A 21,929-nucleotide genomic window follows, 5' to 3' on the forward strand; every position below is an offset into this window, starting at 1 on the left:
ACGGGAGGGCGCGGGACCGGAGAGGATTGTAAACGAAGGGGAGTTGTCAGGTGGCGGCGAAGCGTCCAGGGTCCGGCGCGAAACACGCGATGAGGAGCGGGACCATGGATCTGGGTCTGCAGGGGCGGCGCGCCCTGGTGATGGGGGCCTCGAAGGGGCTGGGCCGGTCGATTGCCGACGCGCTGGCGGCGGAAGGCGTGGCGGTCGCCGTCTCGGGCCGCAGCCAGGAAAGCCTGGATCGCGTGGCCGCGGAGCTGATGGCGCTGGGCGCGCCGCAGGCCGTCGGCATTCCGGCCGATGTCGCCGAGGGTGCGCAGATGGACCGGCTGGCCGATGCGGCCGTGGCGGCGCTGGGCGGCGTCGATATCCTGGTGCTCAACCATGGCGGCCCGCCAACCTGCTCGGCGCTGGAGATGAAGCAGGAGGACCTCGTCACCTGGTTCCAGCGCATCGTCCTCTCGCCGATCCGCATCGCCAACCGGCTGCTCCCCGCCATGCGCGAGCGGAAGTGGGGCCGCATCCTGGCCGTGGGCTCGACCGGCATGGTGCAGCCGCTGCCGGGTCTCGCGCTGTCCAACACGCTGCGCGCCGCCATCGTCGGCTGGAACAAGACGCTCTCGGCCGAGCTGGCCGGCGAGGGCATCACCTGCAACATCCTGGCCCCCGGCGCATTCGCCACGGACCGCACGCGCGAGACCCTGGCGGCGGCGGCGCAGAAGACGGGCAAGAGCATCGAGGCCCTGGTCGCCGAGCGTTCCGCCGCCATTCCCGTGGGACGCTACGGCGAGCCCCGGGAGTTCGGCCCGATGGGCGCCTTCCTGGCCTCGGACCGCGCCGCCTACACCACCGGCCGCGTCCATATCATCGACGGCGGAGCCGTGCGCTGTGTCTGAACGGCTGAACCTGGTGCCGGATGTCGGCCTCGCCGCGCGGCTCTTCGACGAGCTGCGCGAGCGGAGCTTCGACGGCATCGGCATCACCCGCGAGGCCTATGGCCCCGGCGAGCGCATGGCGCATGAGGTGCTGCGGCGCGAGGCCGGGGCCCTGGGGCTGGAGGTCTCGGCGGATCCGGTCGGCAACCTGCACATGACGCTGCCGGGCGCCGATCGCGCGGCGAAGCGCCTGCTGCTCGGCAGCCATATGGATTCCGTGCCGAATGGCGGCAACTTCGACGGCGCGGCGGGGGTGCTCTCGGCGCTCGCCGCCGTCGCCGGGCTGAAGCGGGGCGGCTTCCGGCCGGCGCGCGACATCACCGTGATCGCGCTGCGGGCGGAGGAGGCGGGGGCCTGGTTCCCGACCTCCTATCCCGGCAGCCGTGGCGCGCTCGGGCGGCTGAAGGCGGCCGAGCTCGAGCTGAAGCGCCAGGACAGCGGCCGCAGCCTGGCCGAGCACATGCGTGAGGAAGGCTTCGATCCCGGCTTCGCCGCGCGCGGCGAGGCGGTGATCACGCCCGAGAACACCGCCGCCTTCCTGGAGCTGCATATCGAGCAGGGCCCGGTGCTGGAGGGCGAGGGCGTGCCGCTCGGCATCGTCACCGGCATTCCGGGCAGCCGGCGGCTGCGCCAGGGCCGTGTGCTGGGCGAGTACAACCATTCGGGCGCCACGCCCCGCCGCTACCGCCGCGACGCCGCCATCGCGCTGGCCGAGCTGGCCGTGGCGCTGGACGACCGCTGGGCCGCGCTGGAGGCGGAGGGCCACCGGCTGGTCTGCACCTTCTGCACCCTGGCCACCACCGCCGAGGCGGGCTTCACCAAGATCCCCGGCGAGGCGACCTTCATGCTGGATGTGCGCAGCGTGAACCCGGCCAGTGTCGATGCCATCTTCGACGAGCTGGCCCGGCAGGTGACGGCGATCGCGGCGCGGCGCGGCGTGCGCTTCGAGCTTGGCCCCGAGACCGGCTCCGTGGCGGCGCCGATGGATGCGGATCTGCGCGCCGCCCTGGCCCGGGCGGCCGGCGCGGCGGGGGTCGCGAGCCTGGAGATGGCCTCGGGCGCCGGACATGACGCGGCCGCTTTCGCCGCGGCCGGCATTCCGGCGGCCATGCTGTTCGTCCGCAACCAGAACGGCAGCCACAATCCGCACGAGGCGATGCGGATGGAGGACTTCTCCGCCGCCTGCGGGGTGATGACGGAGTGGCTGCGCGAGGCCGCGGCCTGAGACGGGCCGGGGGGCGGCGGTGGCCGCCCTCCGGCGCCGGCTTCAGCGGATGGGCGGCGCGTACATCAGCCCTCCCTTGTTCCAGAGCGCGTTGAGCCCGCGCTCCAGCCCGAGCGGCGAATCCTGGCCGAGGTGCCGCTCGAAGATCTCGCCGTAATTCCCGACGGCCTTGATGGCGTGGTAGGCCCAGCGCCGGTCCAGCCCCATGGCCGGCCCGTGATCCCCCGCCACGCCGAGCAGGCGCCGCACTTCCGGGTTCTGGCTCTCCAGCATGGCATCCACATTGGCGCGGGTGATGCCGTGCTCCTCGGCCAGGATGAGGGCGAAGACGGTCCAGCGGACGATGTCGTACCACTGCCCGTCGCCCTTGCGCACCGCCGGGGTCAGTGGCTCCTTCGAGATGATGTCGGGCAGGATGACGTGCTCGTCGCGCGGCAGGCTGGTGATGAAGCCGGCGAGCTGGCTCGCATCCAGCGTATAGGCATCGCAACGGCTGTTGGTGTAGGCGGAGCGGGTGTCGGTGGGGTTCTCGAAGACCACGGGGTTGACGCGCACCCCGTTGGTGCGTGCCCAGTCGGCCAGGTTCAGCTCGTTGGTCGAGCCGGCGCTGACGCAGATCGAAGCGCCGTCCAGTTCCACGGCGCGCTTCACGCCGCTGCGCTTCGGCACGATGAAGCCCTGGCCGTCATAGAAGGTCACGGGGCCGAATTGCAGCCCGGCGCTGATCTCCCGCGCATGGGTCCAGGTGAAGGTACGGGCGACGAGGTCCACCTGCCCTGATTGCAGGGCGGTGACGCGGGTCGCGCTGGTCAGCACCGTCCAGCGGATGCGGGCGTCGGGGCCGAGGACGGCCGCGGCGACGGCGCGGCAGATGTCGGGGTCCAGCCCCTGCTGCTCTCCCCGGCTGTCCGGCACGCCGAAGCCTTGCGAACCCTGGTTGGCGCTGCAATCCAGCAGCCCCTTGGCCCGCACGGCGGCCAGGGTTGATCCGGCGGGGGCAGGCTGTGCCTGGATCGGGGGAGCCAGCGCCATGGTGGCGAGGAGAGGCAGCGCCGCGAGGGCAGGCAGACGCAGTCGGAGCATGAGGGCATCCCTGATGGAGAGCCCGTGTGGGTGGCGTTGGTTGATGAAGGCCAAGCAATGATCGGGCCAGATACATCCCGGATCCGCCCGCTTGGCCCGTGGCGGCTCCTCGTCTATGCCTGCGGGTCATGAATGCGGATCGGGAAGGCCCGGAGATCTGGGTGGACGGCGACGCCTGCCCGGTCCGGGAGGAAGTCTTTCGCGTGGCCGGGCGGCTCGGCCGCGTGGTGCACGTCGTCTCCAACGGCTCGCGCGGCATCCGCCTGCCGGACGTGCCCTGGGTGCGTCGGGTCATCGTGGCCGAAGGGGCCGATGCGGCGGACGACTGGATCGCGGAGCATATTGCCGCCCAGGATGTCTGCGTCACCGCCGACATTCCGCTGGCCTCGCGCTGCCTGGCGCGGCAGGCGCGCGCGCTCGCCCCGAACGGCCGCGTCTGGACACGCGACAACATCGGCAGCGCCCTGGCGGGGCGGGAGGTGGCGCGCCACCTGCGCGAGATCGGCGCCGCCACGCGCGGGCCCGCGCCGATGGCCGGATCGGACCGCTCGCGCTTTCTCGCCGCCCTGGAGACCGAGGTGCAGGCGGCGATCCGCGAGGCCGCCGCGCCGCCGATCACCCTTTGGCGCCCCCTGACGGACTGGGACTAGGCCATCCTCAGCCCGGCGTGGGTGCATCCTCCGGCAGCAGCCCCTTGGCCTTCAGCGCCGCCCAGAAGGCGGAGGGAATGCGGGCCCGCATCAGCGCCGCGTTCTGCCGCACGCGGTCCGGGTGCTTGGCGCCGGGGATGACCGCCGCCACCACCGGATGCGCGGCGCAGAACTGCAAGGCCGCGGCCCGCAGATCGACGCCAAGCTCCTGGCAGACGGCGGCGATGCGGTTGCGCGCCTCGACCTCTGCCGGCGCGGCCTCGACATAGTTGAAGGTGGTGCCGCCGGCGAGCAGCCCGGAATTGTAGGGCCCGCCGACGACGATATGGGCGCCGCGCTCGGCGCAGAGCGGGAAGAGCTCGTCAAGCCCGGCCAGGTCGATGAGGCTGTAGCGCCCGGCCAGCAGGAAGACGTCGGGGTCGGACTCCTTCAGCGCGCGGATGCAGGGCTCGGTGAGGTTGACGCCCATCCCCCAGGCCTTGATGAGCCCCTCCTCGCGCATGCGGATCAGCTCCCTGAAGGCTCCTTCGCGTGCGGTGGCGAAAGCCTCCTCCCAGGCATCGCTCAGGTGGTCGGCGGCCAGGTCATGGACGTAGACGATGTCGATCCGCCCGATGCCCATGCGCTGCAGGCTGTCCTCCACCGAGCGGCGGGCGCCGGCGGCGGAGTAGTCCTGCACGCGGCGGAAGGCCATGGCGGAGCGGAAGGGATGCGCGATCTCGCCCTCGACGTCCGGCACCAGAAGGCGCCCCACCTTGGTCGAGAGCACATACTCGTCCCGCGGGCGCTGCCGCAGCATCTGCCCGAAGCGGAACTCGGACAGGCCGGCGCCGTAATGCGGCGCGGTGTCGTAGTAGCGGATGCCGCTGTCCCAGGCCGCCTCCAGCGTGGCCTGGGCGGTGGCCTCGTCCACCTTGTCGAACATGTCGCCCAGCGGGGCGCCGCCGAAGCCGAGCGGGCCCGGGGGTGCGAAGCGTGTCGTGGCCATGGGGTGACTCCTCTGCGGGACTTCCTGCGGTGCAGACACCCAGGCCGGCCCCCGGGTTGCGTCGCGGAGCGTCAGTCCGGACCGGCCGGCTCCAGGTGAATGCAGCGCATCACCATGTGGTCCACCGCCTCGCGCGTATAAAGCAGGGGCACGTACTCCCCACGCGCCCAGTGCGGCGCCAGGTCGGCGTAATGCGGCGAGGCCGGGTCGCCCGACTGGCCGGGCGCGTTGATGCAGAGGCTGTTGTCCCAGGCGCCGACATCCATCACCAGCCGCACCGAGGCGCCGTAGTTGCAGCGGAAGTCGGTGGCCCGGTAGCCGGTGTGCATCGGCGTCTGCGCGCTCCCGCCGACGGGGTAGGGGCCGACATCGAGCCCGGCGAGGGAGCCCGCCCTCTCGCTGGCCAGCCCGGTCAGGGCATGGCTGAAATAGCCATGATGCAGCCGCCCCCATTGCCACGTCTCCGGCGAGAGGCCCATGCGGCTCTCGCAATCGCGGAAGGCGGCGATCAGGCATTCGGCCAGCAGCGCGTCCCGCGCCCGGGCGGGATCGGGGCCGAAACGGTCATCGGGCTGCTCCAGCGCGCGCAGCAGGCTCTCCATGTCCTGCGGCACCAGCAGGGGGTGCAGCGACTCGTCCGGGACCAGCGCGGCCAGCAGGCGCGGCTTCAGGTGCCGGGTCAGCAGGACCTCGAAGAGCGCGGCGGCGGGGCTGTCGGCGTCCAGCCGGTGATCCCAGTCCTCCAGCAGGGTCTGCGCCGCCCAGAGCTCCGGCGCCCCGCCGCGGGGCAGCGAGAGCAGCTGGGCGCAGAGGCGGCGGGCCGGCAGCGAGGTCACGTCGGTCTGCAGCGCCGCCGAATCCTCCAGCGTCAGCAGCGGGCCGCGCGTCAGCGCCTCGCGGATGCGCCGGGCACGGGAAGCCTCGGTCCATTCATAGCCATAGGTCTTCTCGGCATGCGGCCAGTGCGGCGGCAGGTTCTGCTCATTGGCGCTGTGCACGAAGCCCTCCAGCGGATCGACGCGCCAGGGGTGCTCCGCCGGGTCGAGCAGGCCGGACCATTCGTAGCGGCCATCGCCCGGCACCGGCAGCAGCCCGTCCCAGTTCGGCCGCTGCGGCGCGTAGCCGGCCGGCGACCAGGCGATGGTGCCGCCGGTATCGGCGTAGACCATGTTCACCGAGGGCGTGCCCCAGCGGCGCAGCGCGGCGCGGAACTCCTCGAGGCTGCGCGACCGCATGGCGGTGAGGCTGGCGAGATAGGGGGCCGAGCCGGGCAGGGACCAGACGCTGCGGATGGCGACCGCGCGCCGCGCCGCGCGGTCCTCGGCGATGACGGGCCCGTGCCGGGTGAAGCGGAGGGACAACTCCTGGTCGGGATGATGCTTCACGGCGAAGCGCTCGCGCAGCACCGTCATCGCCTCCTGGCCGTCGCCGTAGCGGTAGAGGTCAGGGTCCTCCGCCGCGGTCTCGTAGACGTAGACATCCTCCTGGTCGGCGCCGTGGATGGTCAGGGCGAAGGCGGCCGTGCCGTTATGGCCGATCGAGATGCCGGGCACCGCCGGCTCGCCGGCGCCGATGGCGTTGAAGCCCGGGCTCTCCAGATGAACGATGTAGCGCAGCGAGGGCGCGGCATGGGCGCGGTGCGGATCGGAGGCCAGGATCGGCCGGCCGCTCTCGGTGCGGCTGCCATGGATCGCCCAGTTGTTGGAGCCCTCCATCTCGGCGCCCTGCACGACCTCGCCGAGATCGGTGATGCCGGTCCAGCGGCGCCACGCCTCGAGCGGCGCCGCCAGCCGCTCCGGGGAGAAGGTGACGGCGGCGGTGGCGAGCCTGAACTGCGTCAGCACCTCTGTGCCGAGGGCAGAGAGGTCGAGGCCCTCGGCGCGGACCGGCTCGCGCATCGGCTCGAGATCCTTGCGCAGCAGGTCGGTCGCCAGGTCGGCGCGCGACAGCACGATGGCGCGCAGCACCTCGGAGATCGCGTTGCGCGTCAGGCTGTGGCTGCGGATGCGCACGACATCCTCCGCCGCCCAGCGCGCCGGCCGCGTGCCCATGGCGACGAACTCGACGGGCAGGCGGTGCGGCTCGGCCTCGGTCAGCGCCACATAGGCGTTGATGCCGGCGGCGAAGGCCTCGCAGATGGCGCGGGCATCGGGAGCATAGGCGGTGAACTCCGCCTCCATGTCGCCGCGATAGAGAAAGAGGCGCGCGGCGCGGTCCTGCGCCAGGTAGCCGGGACCGAAATCCGCGGCGAGCAGCCCGAGGCCGCGCTTGCGCCAGAGGTCGATCTGCCAAAGCCGGTCGCGCGCCGCGTTGAAGCCCTGCAGCATGAAGAGGTCATGCTCGTTCTCGGCGCGCAGATGCGCGACGCCCCAGCGGTCGATATGGATGGAGGCCGGCTGCCGCAATCCTTCCAGCGCGATGGTCTCGTCCTGGCTGGCGGAATCGATCATGCTCCGGCACGTCCCTCACTGGTCGCGGAAGCCGGGGAGGCTAGAAGCCGCGGGCGCCGCGCGCAATCCACGCCGGCACAGATCGGCCGGGGTGGTATCGCATCGCGATGTCAGCGCAGGCCGCTCAGCGCGCGGGCGGCCTCGACCGCCAGCGGCGCGAAGCGGGGAACGAAGCGCGCCGCCGGCCATTCCGCGAGCGAGCCGGCGAGGTGTATGGCGCCCACCGGCCGGCCGGCATGGTCGACGATCGCGGCGCCGACGACGATCTCGCCGATGAGCATCTCCTCCAGCACGATGGCGAAGCCCTCGCGCCGGGCCTGGTCTATGCGCGCCATGATGATATCGGGGTCGAGGATGGTCTTGGGCGTATGCGGGCGCAACGTGGTGCGCTGCAACAAGGATGCCACCGCGTCGCGCGGCAGCTGCGCCAGGCAGGCACGGCCCCCGGTGGTGCTGAAACTCGGCAGGCGACGGCCGACCAGCGTGGCATAGAAGGTCTCGCGCTTGCTCTGCCGCCGCAGCGCATAGACGATGGTGTCGTCATCGAACAGGCTCAGATCCACCCGTTCGCCGGTGTTGCGCTGCAACTCGTTGATCACCGGGCTGGCGCGCTCGATCAGCGGGCGGCTGCGCAGGAAATCGAAGCCACGGTCCAGGATCCGGCGGCCGGGCGTGTAGCCGCGGCCGTTGGCACCGCGCTCCAGGTAGCCGAGCTTGAGCAGGGTGTGCGCCATGCGCTGCGCCGAGCTGCGGTCGATGCCGGAGAGATGCGCCAGCTCGTTCAGGCTGAGTTCCCCCGGCTGGCGCCCGAAGGCCTCCAGCAAGGCCAGCCCCTTCTGCAGCGATTGCACGAACAGCCGGTCCTCCGCCATGGCGCAGCCTCCTCCTGGCAGGGTCTTGAGGCTGGCGCGGGCCGGGCGCAAGGCCGGGGCGTGGCAAATCCGCCGGCGGCGGCTGGATCGGAGGGCCGGGACGGGGCATGATCCCTGTCCTCTCCCCTGCACCGGTGAAGGATTGCCCGCATGGCGCTCCGCTGCGACCTCATCATCCGCGACGCGACGATCTTCGATGGCACGGGCGGCCCGCGACGGCTCGGTGATGTCGGCGTCAGCGGGGACCGCATCGTGGGCGTCGGCGACCTCGGCGGCGCCAGCGCCGATCGCGAGGTGATCGCCACCGGCAAGGCCATCGCGCCCGGCTTCATCGACGCGCACACGCATGACGACCGCGCCGTGCTCTGCGGGCCGCAATGCATGCTCTGCAAGGTCAGCCAGGGGGTGACCACCGTCGTCGTCGGCAATTGCGGCATCAGCCTCTCGCCGGCGCGCATGAGCCGGCGCCCGCCGCCGCCGCTCGACCTGCTGGGCGACGAGAGCTGGTGGACCTTCGACAGCTTCGGCGACTATGCCCGGACCCTGAAGAGCCAGGGCTGCGAGGTGAACACCTATGCCCTGATCGGCCATCAGACGCTGCGCATGGAGGCGATGGGCGGCGATGTCTACCGCCCGGCCAAGGATGCCGAGATCCTGCGCATGCAGACGCGGCTGAAGCAGGCGCTGGCCGAGGGCGGCTCCGGCTTCTCGACCGGCCTCTACTACCCGCCGAACGCCCAGGCCACGACCGAGGAGGTGATCGCGGTCGGCGAGGCGCTGCGCGCCTCGGGTGGCATGTACGTCACGCACATGCGCGACGAGGCCGACAAGGTCTGCGCCTCGATCGAGGAGACGCTGAAGATCGGCCGCCGGATCGGCGTACCGGTGCATATCAGCCACCACAAGTGCTCGATGCCGGAGAATTACGGCCGCAGCACCCAGACGCTGGCGCTGATCGGCGCGGCTGCAGCGATGCAGGAGGTGGCCTTCGACGTCTATCCCTATCCCGCCGGCTCCACCGTGCTGATGCCGGAGAAGGTGCGCGACGAGACCCGTGTCATCATCACCTGGTCGGTGCCCTATCCGGAGATGGCGGGGCGCGACCTCTCGGAGATCGCGCGGGGCTGGAACACCGATCTGCGTGCCGCCGCTGAGCGGCTGACGCCCGCCGGCGCCGTCACCTTCCAGATGGACGAGGAGGATGTGCGCCGCATCATGCGCCATCCGCTCTCGATGATCGGCTCGGACGGGCTGCCGCATGACGAGAAGCCGCATCCGCGCCTCTGGGGCACCTTCCCCCGCGTGCTCGGCCTCTACACCCGCCAGCTCGGCCTGTTCGACATGGAGACGGCGATCCACAAGATGACCGGTCGGGCGGCGCAGGTCTTCGGCATGGTGGACCGTGGCGAACTGCGCGAGGGCGCCTATGCCGATCTGGTGCTCTTCGACCCGGCGACGGTGATGGACAATGCCACCTTCGAGAATCCGGTGCAGATGAGCGTCGGCATCGAGGAGGTCTGGACCAATGGCGTGGCGACCTTCGCCAGGGGCCGGGAAACAGGGGAGAAGCCGGGGCGGGTGGTGACGCGCGGGCGCTGAGCCACCGGCTCCGGGCCCGCCGCGTCCTCAGGCAAGGGGGCCCGCCACCTCCTGCCCGCCCTGCCACACCGCGCGGATGCGGCGCGTCGCGCGGATGTCCCGCGTCGGGTCGGCGGCCAGCACCACCAGATCCGCCGCAGGCCGGGCCGCAGGGCGCCGCGATCCTCCAGCCCGAGCAGGGCCGCCGCCTCCTGGGTGGCGATGCGCAGAGCCTGGGCCGGCGTCAGGCCTGCCTCGACCATCAGTTCGAGTTCGCGGTGCTCGGCGAAGCCCTGGACCCGCAGCGGCGTCGCGCCGGAATCGGTGCCGTAGCCGATGCGGATGCCGGCCTCGTGCAGAAGCTTCAGGTTGCGCTGGTTCATCCGCACCGCGGCCCGGCGCGGGCCGGCCTTCTCCAGCTGGCTCCGCCGCCAGTCGGGGTCCTGCAGGCGGGCCATCAGAGCGGGATTGGCGGCGGCGCGGAAGAAGGGATCCTCCAGCAGCTCCGGCCGATCGGCGTAGATGTATTCGGCCTCGTCGATCTGGATGGTCGGAATGTACCATGTGCCCTGACGGCGCATCGCCTCGATCAGCGGCGGGTCGGCCTCGCGGTCGCGGATGCCGTGGCCCAGGATATCGACGCCGTTCTCGACCGCCAGCCGCGCCTGCGACAGGTCGTGGATATGCGCCACCACCTTGAGCCCGCGCGCATGGGCGGCGGTGACGGCGGCGCGCACCATCTCGGGCGGCATCTGCGGCAGGGTGCCGCCCAGACCGTCCACCCAGATCTTGATGAGATCCACACCCTGCTCCGCCATGGCATCGACGGCGCGGCGCATCGCCTCCACGCTGTCCGGCCGCGCCACCTGGTCCTCCGACAGCTGCATCGGCCCGGAGGGCGGGGCACCGTCGGGGACACCGATGCCGGGCCCGGCGCCCAGGAAGCGGGCGCCCGGCAGGCGTCCCTCCCGGCTGTCCTGCCGCAGCGCATGGAAGGGCGGCGGGTTGAGCCCGAGGGCGGCGACGTTGGTGACGCCGAAATTGCGGTACAGCTCCAGCTGGGCCTGCACGTTCTCCCGCGTGTAGAAGCGCCGGCCCGAGGCCCCGCCGGCCGTGTGGCCGATGTGGATGTGATCCGCCGTCATGCCGGGGAGCAGGCAATGCCCTGTGAGGTCGACGCGCCGCGCGCCCTCGGGAGGGGCCTCGCGGCCGATGGCGCGGATCAGCCCGTCCTGGATGAGGACGGTCGCCGGCTCCCCCAGGCGCTCGCCATCGAAAGGCCGCGCGCCCGTCAGGGCGGTGGGCGGCATGGGCTGGGACCGCGCGGGGCGGGACGAGGCCAGGCACAGCCCCGTCAATGCCAGCATGGAGGCGCGTCGGCTCAGATGCATGGGGGAGTTGCCTTCCTGTTGAATGAACCGCGGTTCATAATAGCCGGCAGGACGCTGGGTTGCGGATGGGGCGTAGCCCGGCGGGGCAGGCTCGGTCTATTCTGGCCGGCCAGAAACTCTAGTGAGGACGCTCAGTGTCATGACGGTGCGCGGGTGGCAGCCCGGAAGCTGGCGGGAGATGCCGATCCGGCAAGTCCCGGACTATCCGGACCAGGCCAGGTTGAATGCCATGGAATCCCGTCTGGCGAGCTTTCCCCCTCTGGTTTTTGCCGGTGAGGCCCGCAGGCTGCAGCAGTCCCTGGCCCTGGCCGGGCAGGGGCGGGCCTTCGTGCTGCAGGGCGGCGATTGCGCCGAGAGCTTCAACGATTTCCGCGCCAACACCATCCGCGACACCTTCCGCGTGCTGCTGCAGATGGCCGTGGTGCTGACCTTCGGCGGCTCGCTGCCGGTGGTGAAGCTCGGGCGCATGGCCGGCCAGTTCGCCAAGCCGCGCTCCTCGGACACCGAGACGGTCGATGGCGTGACGCTGCCCTCCTATCGGGGCGACATCATCAACGGGCCGGAATTCACCGCCGAGGCGCGGGTGCCCGATCCGGGGCGGATGGAATTCGCCTATATGCAGTCAGCCGGTACGCTGAACCTGCTGCGTGCCTTCGCGACGGGCGGCTACGCCGACCTGCACGAGGTGCACCGCTGGAACCTCGGCTTCGTCGCCCGCTCGCCGCTGGCCGAGCGCTACCAGGACCTTGCCGCCCGCATCGACGAGACGCTGCGCTTCATGGGCGCCTGCGGCATGTCGAACGCGCCGCAGGTGCGCGAGACGGAGTTCTACACCAGCCATGAGGCGCTGCTGCTGCCCTATGAGCAGGCGCTGACCCGGGTCGATTCCACCAGTGGCGACTGGTATGCCTGCTCCGCCCACTTCCTCTGGATCGGCGACCGCACGCGGCAGCCGGACGGCGCGCATGTCGAGTTCCTGCGCGGCGTGCGCAACCCGCTCGGCCTGAAGGTGGGCCCGACCACCGACGCGGCGGAGCTGGTGCGCCTGACCGAGATCCTGAACCCCGAGAACCGCCCCGGCCGGCTGACGCTGATCAGCCGCATGGGGGCGCAGAAGGTGATGGAGAAGCTGCCGCCGCTGCTGCGCGCGGTGAAGCGGGCCGGGCGCGAGGTGGTCTGGATCTGCGACCCGATGCACGGCAACACCCACACCGCCGGCGGCTACAAGACCCGCTCCTTCGACGCCATCCTGGCGGAGCTGCGCGGCTTCTTCGACGCGCACCAGGCCGAGGGCACCTGGGCCGGCGGCGTGCATGTCGAGATGACCGGCAGCGAGGTCACCGAATGCGTCGGTGGCGCGCACCGGCTGACCGAGGCCGACCTCTCCGCCAACTACGCCACCTTCTGCGATCCCCGCCTCAATGCCGAGCAGGCGCTGGAGCTAGCCTTCCTGGTCGCCGAGGAGCTGAAGGCGCGGCGGCCGGAGGGGGTGGCCTTCCCCTCCATCGCGGCGCAGTGAGCGAGGCCTCATGACCAAGCCCCCCGGGGCCGGGCCGTTGCACGGCTCGATGACGTCGGATGAGGCCATCGCCGGCCTCACCGACGCCTATTTCAACCGCACCAAGGCCATCGTCGCCCGCTTCGGCGATGCCCGCGTCACCTATGCCGTCTTCATGCGCCGGCCGGTGGTCTCGGCGCCGCGGCTGATGGTCGAATGGCTGGAGCGCGTGGCGGCGGCGCGCGGCATCGAGATCGGCATCGAACTGATGCACAAGGAAGGGGAGTGGATCGGCGCGGGCGATCCGATCCTCTACCTGACCGGCTCCCTGGTGCAGCTGGGCGACCTCGAGACGCTCTACCTGCAGAAGCTCGGCCCGCCCTGCGTCGCGGCGCACAACGCCTATCAGATGTGCCTGGAACTGCCCGGCGCCGCCTTCCTGGCCATGGAGGCCCGGCACTGCGCCGGGGCCGAGATGCAGGAGATGATGGCCTATGCCGCCTCGGTCGGCAGCCGCGCGGCGCAGCGGGAGGGGGCCAAGGGCTTCATCGGCAATGCCAATGACGCCACGGCGCACTGGTTCGGTCAGGGGCGGGGCTATGGCACCATGCCGCATGCCCTGATCGGCTATGCCCGCAGCACCGTACGCGCCGCCGAGATGTTCCACGAGACCTTCCCCGACGAGCCGCTCACCGTGCTGGTCGACTATTTCGGCCGCGAGGTGACCGACACGCTGGCGCTCTGCCAGCGCTTTCCGGATCTGGCGGCGGAGGGGCGGCTCTCGGTGCGGATCGACACCCATGGCGGCCGCTTCCTCGAAGGGCTGGACCCGGCGGCCTCCTACGCGGTGCTGGAGCGGCACGCGCCCGGCGCCATCCGCCGCTACCGCTCGGAGACCGAGCTGCGCCACCTGGTCGGCACCGGCGTCTCAGCGGCGGCGATCTGGCGCATGCGCGAGGCCTTGGACGAGGCGGGCTTCCCCCGCGTGCGGATCGTCGCCTCCTCCGGCTTCGGCGTCGGCAAGTGCCGGGTGATGCAGCAGGCCCGGGCGCCGATCGACGTGGTCGGCACCGGCAGCTTCATCCCCGATACCTGGAGCGAGACCTACGCCACCGCCGATATCGTCGCCTATGACGGCGTGGCGCGGGTCAAGCTGGGGCGCGAGTTCCTGCTGCACCGCCATGGGGAGCGGCAGCGGAACTCGGGAGGCTGAGGCCTCACGCGGCCAGGGTGTCCTCGCCCTGGTCCGCGGGCGCGCGCAGCAGCGCCTCGGCCCCGGCCAGCAGCCGCGCCTTCACCTCGGGCATGAAGGGGTTCTCCTCGGTGATGGTGCGGAACAGCGCCTCGCTGTCCTGCGAGACCATGCCGAGCGCGTCCATCAACCGATCGAAGCTGCGGGTCCGGTGTGGCAGTTCGGGCATGTCCAGCCCCTGTACCAGCCGGGCCAGCAGATGGGTCAGCCCCTGCACCCAGGCCATCTGCTGGTCATGCTCCTCGGCCGTCATCCAGACCACGGCGAGGCCGAGGCGGTGCAGCAGCCGCGCGGCGAGGCGGGCGGCGGCGCCGCCGGAGGGATCGACCACCACGCGCAGCCCGACGATCCCGTCCCGCGCGCTTTGCGGTCCGAAGAGGGGGTGCAGCCCCAGGACGCGGACATGGCGCGGCAGCAGGGCGCGCAGCGTCGCCAGGGGGCGCGTCTTCAGCGAGCAGAGTTCGACCACCACGGCGCCCGGCCGCAGATGCGGCGCGATGGCACGGGCCGCCTCGGCCAGCCGGGCGACGGGAACGGCCAGCACCACGATATCCCGGCTCGCGGCCTCGGCCAGGGAGTCCGAGCCGGGCCAGGCGGGATCATGCCCGGCGACGGGGCCGAGACGTTCCAGATGCGGCCGGCAGAAGGCGCCGAAGGCACCGAGGCCGATCAGGCCGAAGCGGAGGCGGGGAAGGCGGGACATTGGCATCCTCGGCGGGCTGGCGCCGCCACCGGAAAGGCCAGGGGTCCGAAATGACACTGCCGCCCGGTGGGCGGCAGGGTGTCTCGTTCAAGGCAGGGACGACCGGGCCGCTCTCTATGCGGAGAGCCGGTAATAGGATCGCAGCGCGGGCGCGGCCGGGGTCATGGCCGCATCAAAGCCGCCGCGGGAAGGACCGTCGAGGGCAGGCGCGCCGGAGGCCTTCCGCCTGTGCAACGGCCTTGACGTGGCCGCCCGCCATGCGAGGCTTCGCGCCATGCGCATCCACGTCCAGAATCCCGCCGGCGAAACCCTGTTTCCGATCACGGAGGCGCAGTGGCGCCAGGCGCTGACCCGCCATCCGGACATGACCGGCCTGACCGTCAGCTTCGCCGATGACGATGCCGGCTTCGCCGCCGGCCTGGGCGAGGCGGACATCCTTCTCACCTGGGTTTCCGAGGTGGACCGGCGCCTGAAGGGCAAGCTGCCGCCGGAGCGCGCGCCCGGGCTGAAGGCGATCTTCTGCACCTCCGCCGGGGTGGACCGACTGCTGCCGATGGACTGGCTGCCGGCGCGGACGGCGCTGCTGAACAACCGCGGCACTCATGGGGCCAAGGCCGGTGAATACGGCATCATGGCCCTGCTGATGCTGGCCAACCATATCCCGACCTTCGCCCAGGCGCAGCAGCGGGGCGAGTGGCGCCCGCGCTTCGCCACCCTGCTGGCGGGGCGCACCGTCTGCGTCGTCGGCCTCGGCACGCTGGGCGGCGCCGTGGCGGGCTGGGCGAAGCGCTTCGGCATGACCGTGATCGGGGTCCGCAGCCGCGCGACGCCGCACGAGTCGTGCGACGAGGTCGTGGCGCAGGGCGATATGGACAGCGTGCTGCCGCGCGCCGACTACCTCGTGCTGGCCTGCCCGCTGACGCCCGAGACGCGCGGCCTGATGGATCGCCGCCGCCTCGCGCTGCTGCCCGCGGGCGCGCGGCTGGTGAATATCGGCCGTGGCGCGTTGTGGGACCAGGACGCGCTGTGCGACCTTCTGGAGGGCGGCCATCTCGGTGGGGCGGTGACCGACGTGGCCACGCCGGAGCCCCTGCCGCCGGAGCACCGGCTCTGGCGGGCGCCCAACCTGCTGGTCACGCCGCATATGTCCTCGGACAATCCGGACACCTACAACGACATCAGCCTGGACATCCTGTTCGAGAACATCCGGGCGCATCGCGCCGGCCAGGGCTGGCCGAACCAGGTGCGGCCGGACCGCGGCTACTAGAGCATTTGTTTTTGCGGGCAGCTTCACCCGATCAGGCGCTTCCACCTGATCAGGATCTGCTCCGGGTGCCGCGCCGGGGACCGCCGGCCCCCGGTCGCCTCACTGCGGCGGGGCCGAGCGCGCGATCGGCGCCACGAATTGCGGCTCGGTGTCCCAGGGAAAGAGGATCCAGGTGTCCTGGCTGACCTCGGTGATGAAGGTATCGACCAGGGGATTGCCGGCCGGCTTGGCGTAGACCGTGGCGTAATGCGCCTTCGGCAGCAGCCCGCGCACGACCCTGAGGGTGGTGCCGGTGTCCACCAGATCGTCCAGCACCAGCCAACCCTCGCCATCCCCGGCGGCGGCGGGCGCCTTGGCCACCACCGGCTCGCCGCGCGTCTCCTCGTCGTAGGTGACGATGGAGACGCTCTCGATCAGCCGGCAGTCCAGCTCGCGCGCCACGATGGCGGCCGGGATCAGCCCGCCGCGCGTGATGGCGACGATGCCCTTCCAGGGCCCCTTGGCGATGAGCCGCCAGGCCAGCGCCTTGCCGTCGCGGTGCAGCTGGTCCCAGGTGACGGTGTAGTAGCGCGGTGCCATGCTCAGAACATCCTGCCGCCGTTGGGCACGGCGATATCGGGCCTGAGCAGGACGACGGCGCCCTCGGTGTCAGGCAGGCCAAGGGTCAGCACCTGGCTCTCGAAGCCGGCGATGCGGCGGGGCGGGAAGTTCACCACGCAGAGCACCTGCCGGCCGATCAACTGGTCGGGCTTGTAATGCGCCGTGATCTGGGCCGAGGAACGGCGGAGGCCGAGCTCCGGGCCGAGATCGATCTCCAGCCGGTAGGCCGGCTTGCGCGCCCCCTCCAGGAGCTGCGCGTCGACCACCGTGCCGACACGGATGTCGAGGCGGTCGAAATCTTCGATCGTTGCGGTGGCTGCCATGGTCTCCGGATAGCGCGGCGGGCTGGGCGAGGGAAGTGGCAAGCCATCCCCCGCCGTGCCGGCGCGCAGGTGGTGGTGGCCGGCGGGGCGCGGTAAGCTGCTGTGCCTCAACGTCCGACGCGAAAGAGAACAATGCGCGACTACCCGACCCGCGATTTCCATGCCCCTGGCCGCAGCCCGGTCCTGGCGACCCATGGCATGGCGGCCACCTCCATGCCCGCGGCGACGCTGACGGCGATCGACATTCTCCGCCGCGGCGGCAACGCCATGGACGCCGCCATCGCCGCCGCCGCCGTGCTGGCGGTGATCGAGCCGCAGTCCACCGGCATCGGCGGCGACTGCTTCTGCCTGTATGCCCCGGCGGGCGGCGGCAAGGTCGTGGCCATGAACGGCTCCGGCCGCGCCCCGGCCGGCGCCACGCCGGAGAAGCTGCGCGCCGACGGCCTGACCGCCATGGTCAACACCTCGGCCCATTCGGTCACGGTGCCGGGGGCCGTCTCGGCCTGGGCCAAGCTCAACGCGGCGCACGGCCGGCTGTCGCTCGCCGAGATCCTGGAGCCGGCGGCGAAGCTCGCCGAGGAGGGCCACCCGGTGCACGCGCGCGTCGCCTCGGACTGGGAGGCGGCGGTGGGCAAGCTGGCGAAGCATCCGGCGGCCGCGCAGCACTTCCTGAAGGACGGCAAGCCCTTCCGCATCGGTGACATCTTCGCCCAGCCGGCGCTGGCCCGCACCCTCCGCGCCATCGGCCAGCAGGGCGCGAAGGCGTTCTACGAGGGCGAGGTCGCGGCCGACATGGTTGCGACCCTGCGCGCCGCCGGTGGCACCCACACCGAGGCCGACTTCGCCCGCGGCCTCGACGTCGCGGAGTTCGTCGAGCCGATTCAGACGCGCTGGCGCGGGCTCGACGTCTATCAGTGCCCGCCGAACGGTTCGGGCCTGCTGGTGCTGCAGATGCTCGGCGTGCTCGGTCAGTTCGAGACGCCCGAGCAGGGGCCGCTCTCCACCGAGCGCCTGCACCGCCACGTCGAGGCGGCGCGCCTCGCCTATCGCGACCGGGACGGCTTCCTGGCCGATCCCTCGCAGGTCGAGGTGCCGGTGGCGAAGCTGACCGGCGAGGACTACACCCGCAAGCTGCGCGCGCTGATCAGCGACGATGTCGCGATGCGCGAGCTGCCGCCGGCCGGCATGGCGGAGATGCTGCCGAAGCACCGCGACACGGTCTATCTCTGCGTCGTCGATGCCGAGGGCAATGCCTGCTCCTTCATCAACTCGCTCTTCGAGAGCTTCGGCTCCGGCATCCTGGCCGAGAAGAGCGGCGTCATGCTGCAGAACCGCGGCTTCGGTTTCCGCCTGCAGGAGGGCCACCCGAACTGCATCGCGCCGAACAAGCGGCCGATGCACACCATCATCCCCGGCATGGTGATGGAGAACGGCCGCGCGCTGATGCCCTATGGCGTCATGGGCGGGCATTTCCAGCCGATGGGCCAGACGCTTTTCCTCTCCAACCACTTCGAGTTCGGCCTCGACGTGCAGGCGGCGCTCGACCTGCCGCGGCTCTTCCCCTACCAGGGCAAGGTGCAGGTGGAGCGCGGCATCCCGGCCGCGGTGATCGACCGGCTGAACCGCATGGGTCACCAGTGCGAGTTCATCAACAAGCCGCATGGCGGCGGCCAGGCGATCCTGATCGATCACCGGCGCGGCGTGCTGATCGGCGGATCCGACCCGCGCAAGGATGGCTGCGCGCTCGGCTACTGAACTCCGGCGGGGCGCCCGGCGCGCCCCGCTTCCCCACCCGCTTTGCCCGAAGGACGTTCCGCGTGACCGAAGCCTGCGACCTCTCCGCCGTCACCGCCCGCCGCCTGATCGGCGAGAAGAAGCTCTCCCCCGTCGAACTGCTGGAATCCTGCATCGCCCGCATCGGCGCGGTGAACCATGCCGTGAACGCCATAGTGGCGATGGATGAGGACCGCGCGCGGCGCGAGGCCAAGGCGGCGGAGGCCGCGGTCATGCGGGGCGAGGCGCTCGGTCTGCTGCACGGCCTGCCGCTCGGCATCAAGGATCTCGACGACACCGAGGGGCTGGCCACGACCTTCGGCAGCCCGATCTTTCGCGACAACGTGCCGAAGCGCGATTCCACGATGGTGGCGGATCTGCGCCAGGCCGGCGGCATCGTCCTCGGCAAGACCAACACGCCGGAGTTCGGCGCCGGGGCCAATACCCGCAACGCCGTCTATGGCGCGACGGGCAATCCCTTCGACCCGGCCCGCTCGGCGGCCGGCTCCTCGGGCGGATCAGGCGTGGCGCTGGCCTGCGGCATGGTGCCGCTGGCCAGTGGCTCGGACACCGGAGGCTCCCTGCGCAATCCGGCGGCCTTCAACGGCATCGTTGGCTTCCGCCCGAGCCCCGGCGTGGTGCCGGCCGAGCGGCGGGCCCTGGGCTGGTCGGCCCTCTCGGTGCTCGGCCCGATGGCGCGCGACACCGGCGATCTGGCGCTGATGCTCTCCGCCATGGCGGCCGACCACGGCGTCGACCCGCTGGCCTACACGCTGCCCGACATCGATGTGCGGCGCGGCATGGCGCTGCATGAGGCGATCGACCTCTCGACGATCCGCGTCGCCGCCACGCCGGATTTCGGCTTCGCGCCGACGGAGCGGCATATCCGCGAGGTCTTCGCCGAGCGCGTGAAGGCGCTCGGCCCGCTCTTCGCGGGGGTCGAGGAGAAGCACCCGCAATGCGGCGGCTACGACGAGGCCTTCGCCATCCTGCGGGCTCTGAGCTTCCTGGCGGGGCATGAGGAGAAGGTGCGCGCGCGCCCGCAGGATGTGGGCCCGAACGTGCGCGCCAATGTCGAGGAAGGCTGGGGCTACAGCGCCAGCGACGTGGCGCGCGCCTCGGTGTTGCAGACCCGGATCTACCGCGCCTGGCAGGCCTTCTTCGAGACCGGCGTGGATGTCATCCTCTCGCCGGCCATCACCCTCTCGCCGCGCCCGTGGAGCGAGCTCTATCCGGCCGAGATCGACGGCCAGCCGACCAAGAGCTACTTCCACTGGCTGGCCCTGGCCTATGCCGTGACCCTTCCGGCGCATCCGGCGATCAGCCTGCCGCTGGGCGTCGACCGCGCCGGCATGCCCTTCGGGCTGCAGATCGTCGGCGCGCGCGGGGCGGATGCGCAGGTCATCGCCGTGGCGGCGGCCATCGAGGCGGCGGTGAGCGGCGACGCCACCCTCGCGCGGCCGGTGCCCGATCTGGCGAAGCTGAAGGCGGCCCGGCCGATCCGCGAGATGCCGGGCTTCCTGAGCTTCGACTGAGGGGAGGGTGGGCGGGGCGCACGGCCCACCCTCAACCTCCGGAGGGTCAGGCGGCCTCGATGTTGCCGCGCCTCACCACATCGGTCCAGCGCGCGATCTCCTTGCGCTGGAACGCCTGGAACTCCTCCGGACTGTTGCCCACGACGCTGAAGCCGATACGGTCCATCTGCTTCACGGTCTCGGGGTGCTTCAGCCCGGCGACGATGGCGGCATGCACGCGCTGGATCAGCGCCGGTTCCATCTTCGGCGGCCCGGCCATGGCCTGCCAGGAATAGACGACGAAGTCCTCGAGCCCGGCCTCCGCGGCGGTCGGGACGTCCGGCAGCAGCGGATGCCGCTTCTCGGAGGTCACCAGGATCGGCTTGACCTGCCTGTCCTGGATGAAGGGCGTGATGAAGCCCAGGTTCTGGAAGGACAGCTGGACATTGCCGGCGATCAGGTCGGTCGTCGCGGGCGAGCCGCCGGCGTAGGGGATATGCGCGACATGGGTGCCGGTGAGCTGCTTGAACAGCTCCATGGTGAGATGATCGGACGAGCCGACGCCGCTGGTCGAGTAGGAATCCTGCGCCCCCGCGCGCTTCAGCCAGGCGATCAGGGCCTTCAGGTCGTTGGCCTGAACCTGCTTCGGATTGACCACCAGAACGTTCGGCGTGGTCACGGAGAGCGTCAGGTTGGTGAAATCCGTCTCCGGATCGTAGCCGAGCTTGGGCCGCAGCGCCTTGTTGATGGCGAAGGTGCTGATCGGCGCTGCCAGCAGCGTGTGGCCATCCGGCGTGGCGCGGGCAAGCTGCCGCGCGCCAACCTCTCCGGCCGCGCCCGGGCGGTTCTCCACCACGACCGGCTGGCCCAGCGCCTCGGTCATGCGCTGCGCCACGGCCCGGCCGATGATGTCGGAGGAGCCGCCGGGGGCGAAAGGCACGATCATGGTGGTGGGCCGGTTCGGCCAGGCCTGGGCGTGAGCCTGGCGGCCCAGGATCAGGGCCGGCAGCGCGAGCGAGCCGGCCCGCAGCAGGGTGCGACGGTGCATTCTTCTTGATCTCCTCGGACGTGGAAGCGGGAGGCGGCGGCTAGCGCCCCTTCTCCTTCCTCCAGGCGGCGAAATCGGCGAGCGACTGCTCGTCGGTCGGCGGATAGAGGCCGAGGATGGAGCGGCCGCCGCGCACCTGCTCGGTGACGAAGTCCTCGAAGGCCGTCATCTCCGTCGCTTCCTGGGCAAGCTCGTCGGCCAGCTCGGCGGGGATGACGATGACGCCGTCATTGTCGCCGACGATGACATCGCCCGGGAAGACCGGCGCGTCGCCGCAGCCGATCGGCACGTTGATGTCGATCGCCTGGTGCAGCGTCAGATTGGTCGGCGCCGAGGGGCGGGTGTGGAAGGCCGGCATCTCGAGCGAGGCGATCTCGGCGCTGTCGCGGAAGCCGCCATCGGTGACGACGCCGGCGACGCCGCGCTTCATCAGCCGCGTCACCAGGATGCCGCCGGCCGAGGCGGCGCGCGGGTCCTTGCGACTGTCCATCACCATCACGGCGCCGGGCGGGCACTCCTCCACCGCCTTGCGCTGCGGGTGGGCGCGGTCGCGGAAGACGTCGATCCTGTTGAGATCCTCGCGTGCCGGCATGTAGCGGAGGGTGAAGGCCTCGCCCACCATGCTCTCCGCCATCGGGCGCAGCGGCTGCACCCCCTGGATCATCTGGTTGCGCAGCCCGCGCTTGAACAGCGCCGTGGCCAGGGTCGCGGTGCTGACCTGCTTCAGCTTGTCGCGGGTCTCGGGCTTGAGTTTGCTCATCGTTGGTTGCTCCGGGCGAAAG

At 71.4% G+C, this 21,929-nt stretch carries 18 protein-coding genes and 1 pseudogene; 9 read left to right on the forward strand and 10 right to left on the reverse strand.

Features of this window, described 5'->3' with window-relative positions; genetic code table 11:
* Positions 1 to 104 precede the first annotated feature (104 nt).
* Together ACF3NH_RS14790 and ACF3NH_RS14795 are read left to right on the forward strand one after the other, a co-directional pair.
* Positions 105 to 893 (forward strand): SDR family oxidoreductase, encoded by a 789-nt coding sequence (locus tag ACF3NH_RS14790; RefSeq protein ID WP_198367998.1) that lies wholly within the window; start codon positions 105 to 107, stop codon positions 891 to 893.
* Positions 886 to 2,157 carry a hydantoinase/carbamoylase family amidase gene (locus ACF3NH_RS14795; protein ID WP_422923779.1) on the forward strand — a complete coding sequence of 424 codons (1,272 nt, stop codon included), beginning with the start codon at positions 886 to 888 and terminating at the stop codon, positions 2,155 to 2,157. The genes ACF3NH_RS14790 and ACF3NH_RS14795 overlap by 8 nt, the downstream gene beginning before the upstream one ends.
* A 42-nt stretch (positions 2,158 to 2,199) precedes the next feature.
* On the opposite strand, the gene ACF3NH_RS14800 is transcribed toward ACF3NH_RS14795, so the two are convergent.
* Positions 2,200 to 3,240 carry an amino acid ABC transporter substrate-binding protein gene (locus ACF3NH_RS14800; RefSeq protein ID WP_422923781.1) on the reverse strand — a complete coding sequence of 347 codons (1,041 nt, stop codon included), beginning with the start codon at positions 3,238 to 3,240 and terminating at the stop codon, positions 2,200 to 2,202.
* A gap of 161 nt (positions 3,241 to 3,401) precedes the next feature.
* Between ACF3NH_RS14800 and ACF3NH_RS14805 the strand changes: the two genes are divergently transcribed.
* Entirely contained in the window at positions 3,402 to 3,890 is a 489-nt protein-coding gene (locus ACF3NH_RS14805; protein WP_422923783.1) for a YaiI/YqxD family protein, read from the forward strand.
* A gap of 7 nt (positions 3,891 to 3,897) precedes the next feature.
* On the opposite strand, the gene ACF3NH_RS14810 is transcribed toward ACF3NH_RS14805, so the two are convergent.
* The 3 genes from ACF3NH_RS14810 to ACF3NH_RS14820 form a co-directional block, all read right to left on the reverse strand.
* Positions 3,898 to 4,878: an aldo/keto reductase gene (locus ACF3NH_RS14810; RefSeq protein ID WP_422923785.1), complete on the reverse strand. Its 981-nt coding sequence runs from the start codon at positions 4,876 to 4,878 to the stop codon at positions 3,898 to 3,900.
* 71 nt (positions 4,879 to 4,949) lie between these two features.
* Positions 4,950 to 7,328: a penicillin acylase family protein gene (locus ACF3NH_RS14815; RefSeq protein ID WP_422923787.1), complete on the reverse strand. Its 2,379-nt coding sequence runs from the start codon at positions 7,326 to 7,328 to the stop codon at positions 4,950 to 4,952.
* A gap of 110 nt (positions 7,329 to 7,438) precedes the next feature.
* On the reverse strand, positions 7,439 to 8,200 hold the full coding sequence (locus tag ACF3NH_RS14820) for an IclR family transcriptional regulator (protein WP_198367992.1): 762 nt from the start codon (positions 8,198 to 8,200) through the stop codon (positions 7,439 to 7,441).
* Positions 8,201 to 8,350: 150 nt separating this feature from the next.
* On the opposite strand from ACF3NH_RS14820, the gene ACF3NH_RS14825 reads away from it, so the two are divergent.
* On the forward strand, positions 8,351 to 9,799 hold the full coding sequence (locus tag ACF3NH_RS14825; protein ID WP_198367991.1) for an N-acyl-D-amino-acid deacylase family protein: 1,449 nt from the start codon (positions 8,351 to 8,353) through the stop codon (positions 9,797 to 9,799).
* A gap of 152 nt (positions 9,800 to 9,951) precedes the next feature.
* Here ACF3NH_RS14825 and ACF3NH_RS14830 read toward each other — a convergent pair.
* Positions 9,952 to 11,169, reverse strand: a pseudogene (locus tag ACF3NH_RS14830) (amidohydrolase family protein); the annotation flags it as partial.
* Between the two features lie 139 nt (positions 11,170 to 11,308).
* Here ACF3NH_RS14830 and ACF3NH_RS14835 point away from each other — a divergent pair.
* Positions 11,309 to 12,688 (forward strand): class II 3-deoxy-7-phosphoheptulonate synthase, encoded by a 1,380-nt coding sequence (locus tag ACF3NH_RS14835; protein ID WP_198367989.1) that lies wholly within the window; start codon positions 11,309 to 11,311, stop codon positions 12,686 to 12,688.
* A gap of 10 nt (positions 12,689 to 12,698) precedes the next feature.
* Positions 12,699 to 13,880 (forward strand): beta/alpha barrel domain-containing protein, encoded by a 1,182-nt coding sequence (locus tag ACF3NH_RS14840; protein ID WP_370592079.1) that lies wholly within the window; start codon positions 12,699 to 12,701, stop codon positions 13,878 to 13,880.
* A 4-nt stretch (positions 13,881 to 13,884) separates the two neighbouring features.
* Here ACF3NH_RS14840 and ACF3NH_RS14845 read toward each other — a convergent pair whose 3' ends face one another.
* Positions 13,885 to 14,622 carry a prephenate dehydrogenase/arogenate dehydrogenase family protein gene (locus ACF3NH_RS14845; protein WP_422923790.1) on the reverse strand — a complete coding sequence of 246 codons (738 nt, stop codon included), beginning with the start codon at positions 14,620 to 14,622 and terminating at the stop codon, positions 13,885 to 13,887.
* Positions 14,623 to 14,896: 274 nt separating this feature from the next.
* Between ACF3NH_RS14845 and ACF3NH_RS14850 the strand changes: the two genes are divergently transcribed.
* On the forward strand, positions 14,897 to 15,889 hold the full coding sequence (locus tag ACF3NH_RS14850; protein ID WP_422923792.1) for a D-2-hydroxyacid dehydrogenase: 993 nt from the start codon (positions 14,897 to 14,899) through the stop codon (positions 15,887 to 15,889).
* Positions 15,890 to 15,988: 99 nt separating this feature from the next.
* Here ACF3NH_RS14850 and gpt read toward each other — a convergent pair whose 3' ends face one another.
* Complete coding sequence (gene gpt / locus ACF3NH_RS14855; protein WP_198367986.1) at positions 15,989 to 16,468, reverse strand: xanthine phosphoribosyltransferase; 480 nt, start codon at positions 16,466 to 16,468, stop codon at positions 15,989 to 15,991.
* 2 nt (positions 16,469 to 16,470) lie between these two features.
* Positions 16,471 to 16,812, reverse strand: coding sequence for a tRNA-binding protein (locus ACF3NH_RS14860; RefSeq protein ID WP_198367985.1), 342 nt, complete (start codon positions 16,810 to 16,812; stop codon positions 16,471 to 16,473).
* Positions 16,813 to 16,944: 132 nt separating this feature from the next.
* On the opposite strand from ACF3NH_RS14860, the gene ggt reads away from it, so the two are divergent.
* Entirely contained in the window at positions 16,945 to 18,567 is a 1,623-nt protein-coding gene (gene ggt / locus ACF3NH_RS14865) for a gamma-glutamyltransferase (protein WP_422923795.1), read from the forward strand.
* 62 nt (positions 18,568 to 18,629) lie between these two features.
* On the forward strand, positions 18,630 to 20,120 hold the full coding sequence (locus ACF3NH_RS14870; RefSeq protein WP_422923797.1) for an amidase: 1,491 nt from the start codon (positions 18,630 to 18,632) through the stop codon (positions 20,118 to 20,120).
* Positions 20,121 to 20,166: 46 nt separating this feature from the next.
* On the opposite strand, the gene ACF3NH_RS14875 is transcribed toward ACF3NH_RS14870, so the two are convergent.
* Together ACF3NH_RS14875 and ACF3NH_RS14880 are read right to left on the reverse strand one after the other, a co-directional pair.
* Positions 20,167 to 21,147: a Bug family tripartite tricarboxylate transporter substrate binding protein gene (locus ACF3NH_RS14875; protein WP_422923799.1), complete on the reverse strand. Its 981-nt coding sequence runs from the start codon at positions 21,145 to 21,147 to the stop codon at positions 20,167 to 20,169.
* Between the two features lie 40 nt (positions 21,148 to 21,187).
* Entirely contained in the window at positions 21,188 to 21,907 is a 720-nt protein-coding gene (locus ACF3NH_RS14880; protein WP_422923801.1) for a ribonuclease activity regulator RraA, read from the reverse strand.
* Positions 21,908 to 21,929: the final 22 nt, after the last annotated feature.

It is taken from the genome of Pseudoroseomonas sp. WGS1072, from assembly GCF_049340465.1.
Lineage (GTDB): Bacteria > Pseudomonadota > Alphaproteobacteria > Acetobacterales > Acetobacteraceae > Pseudoroseomonas.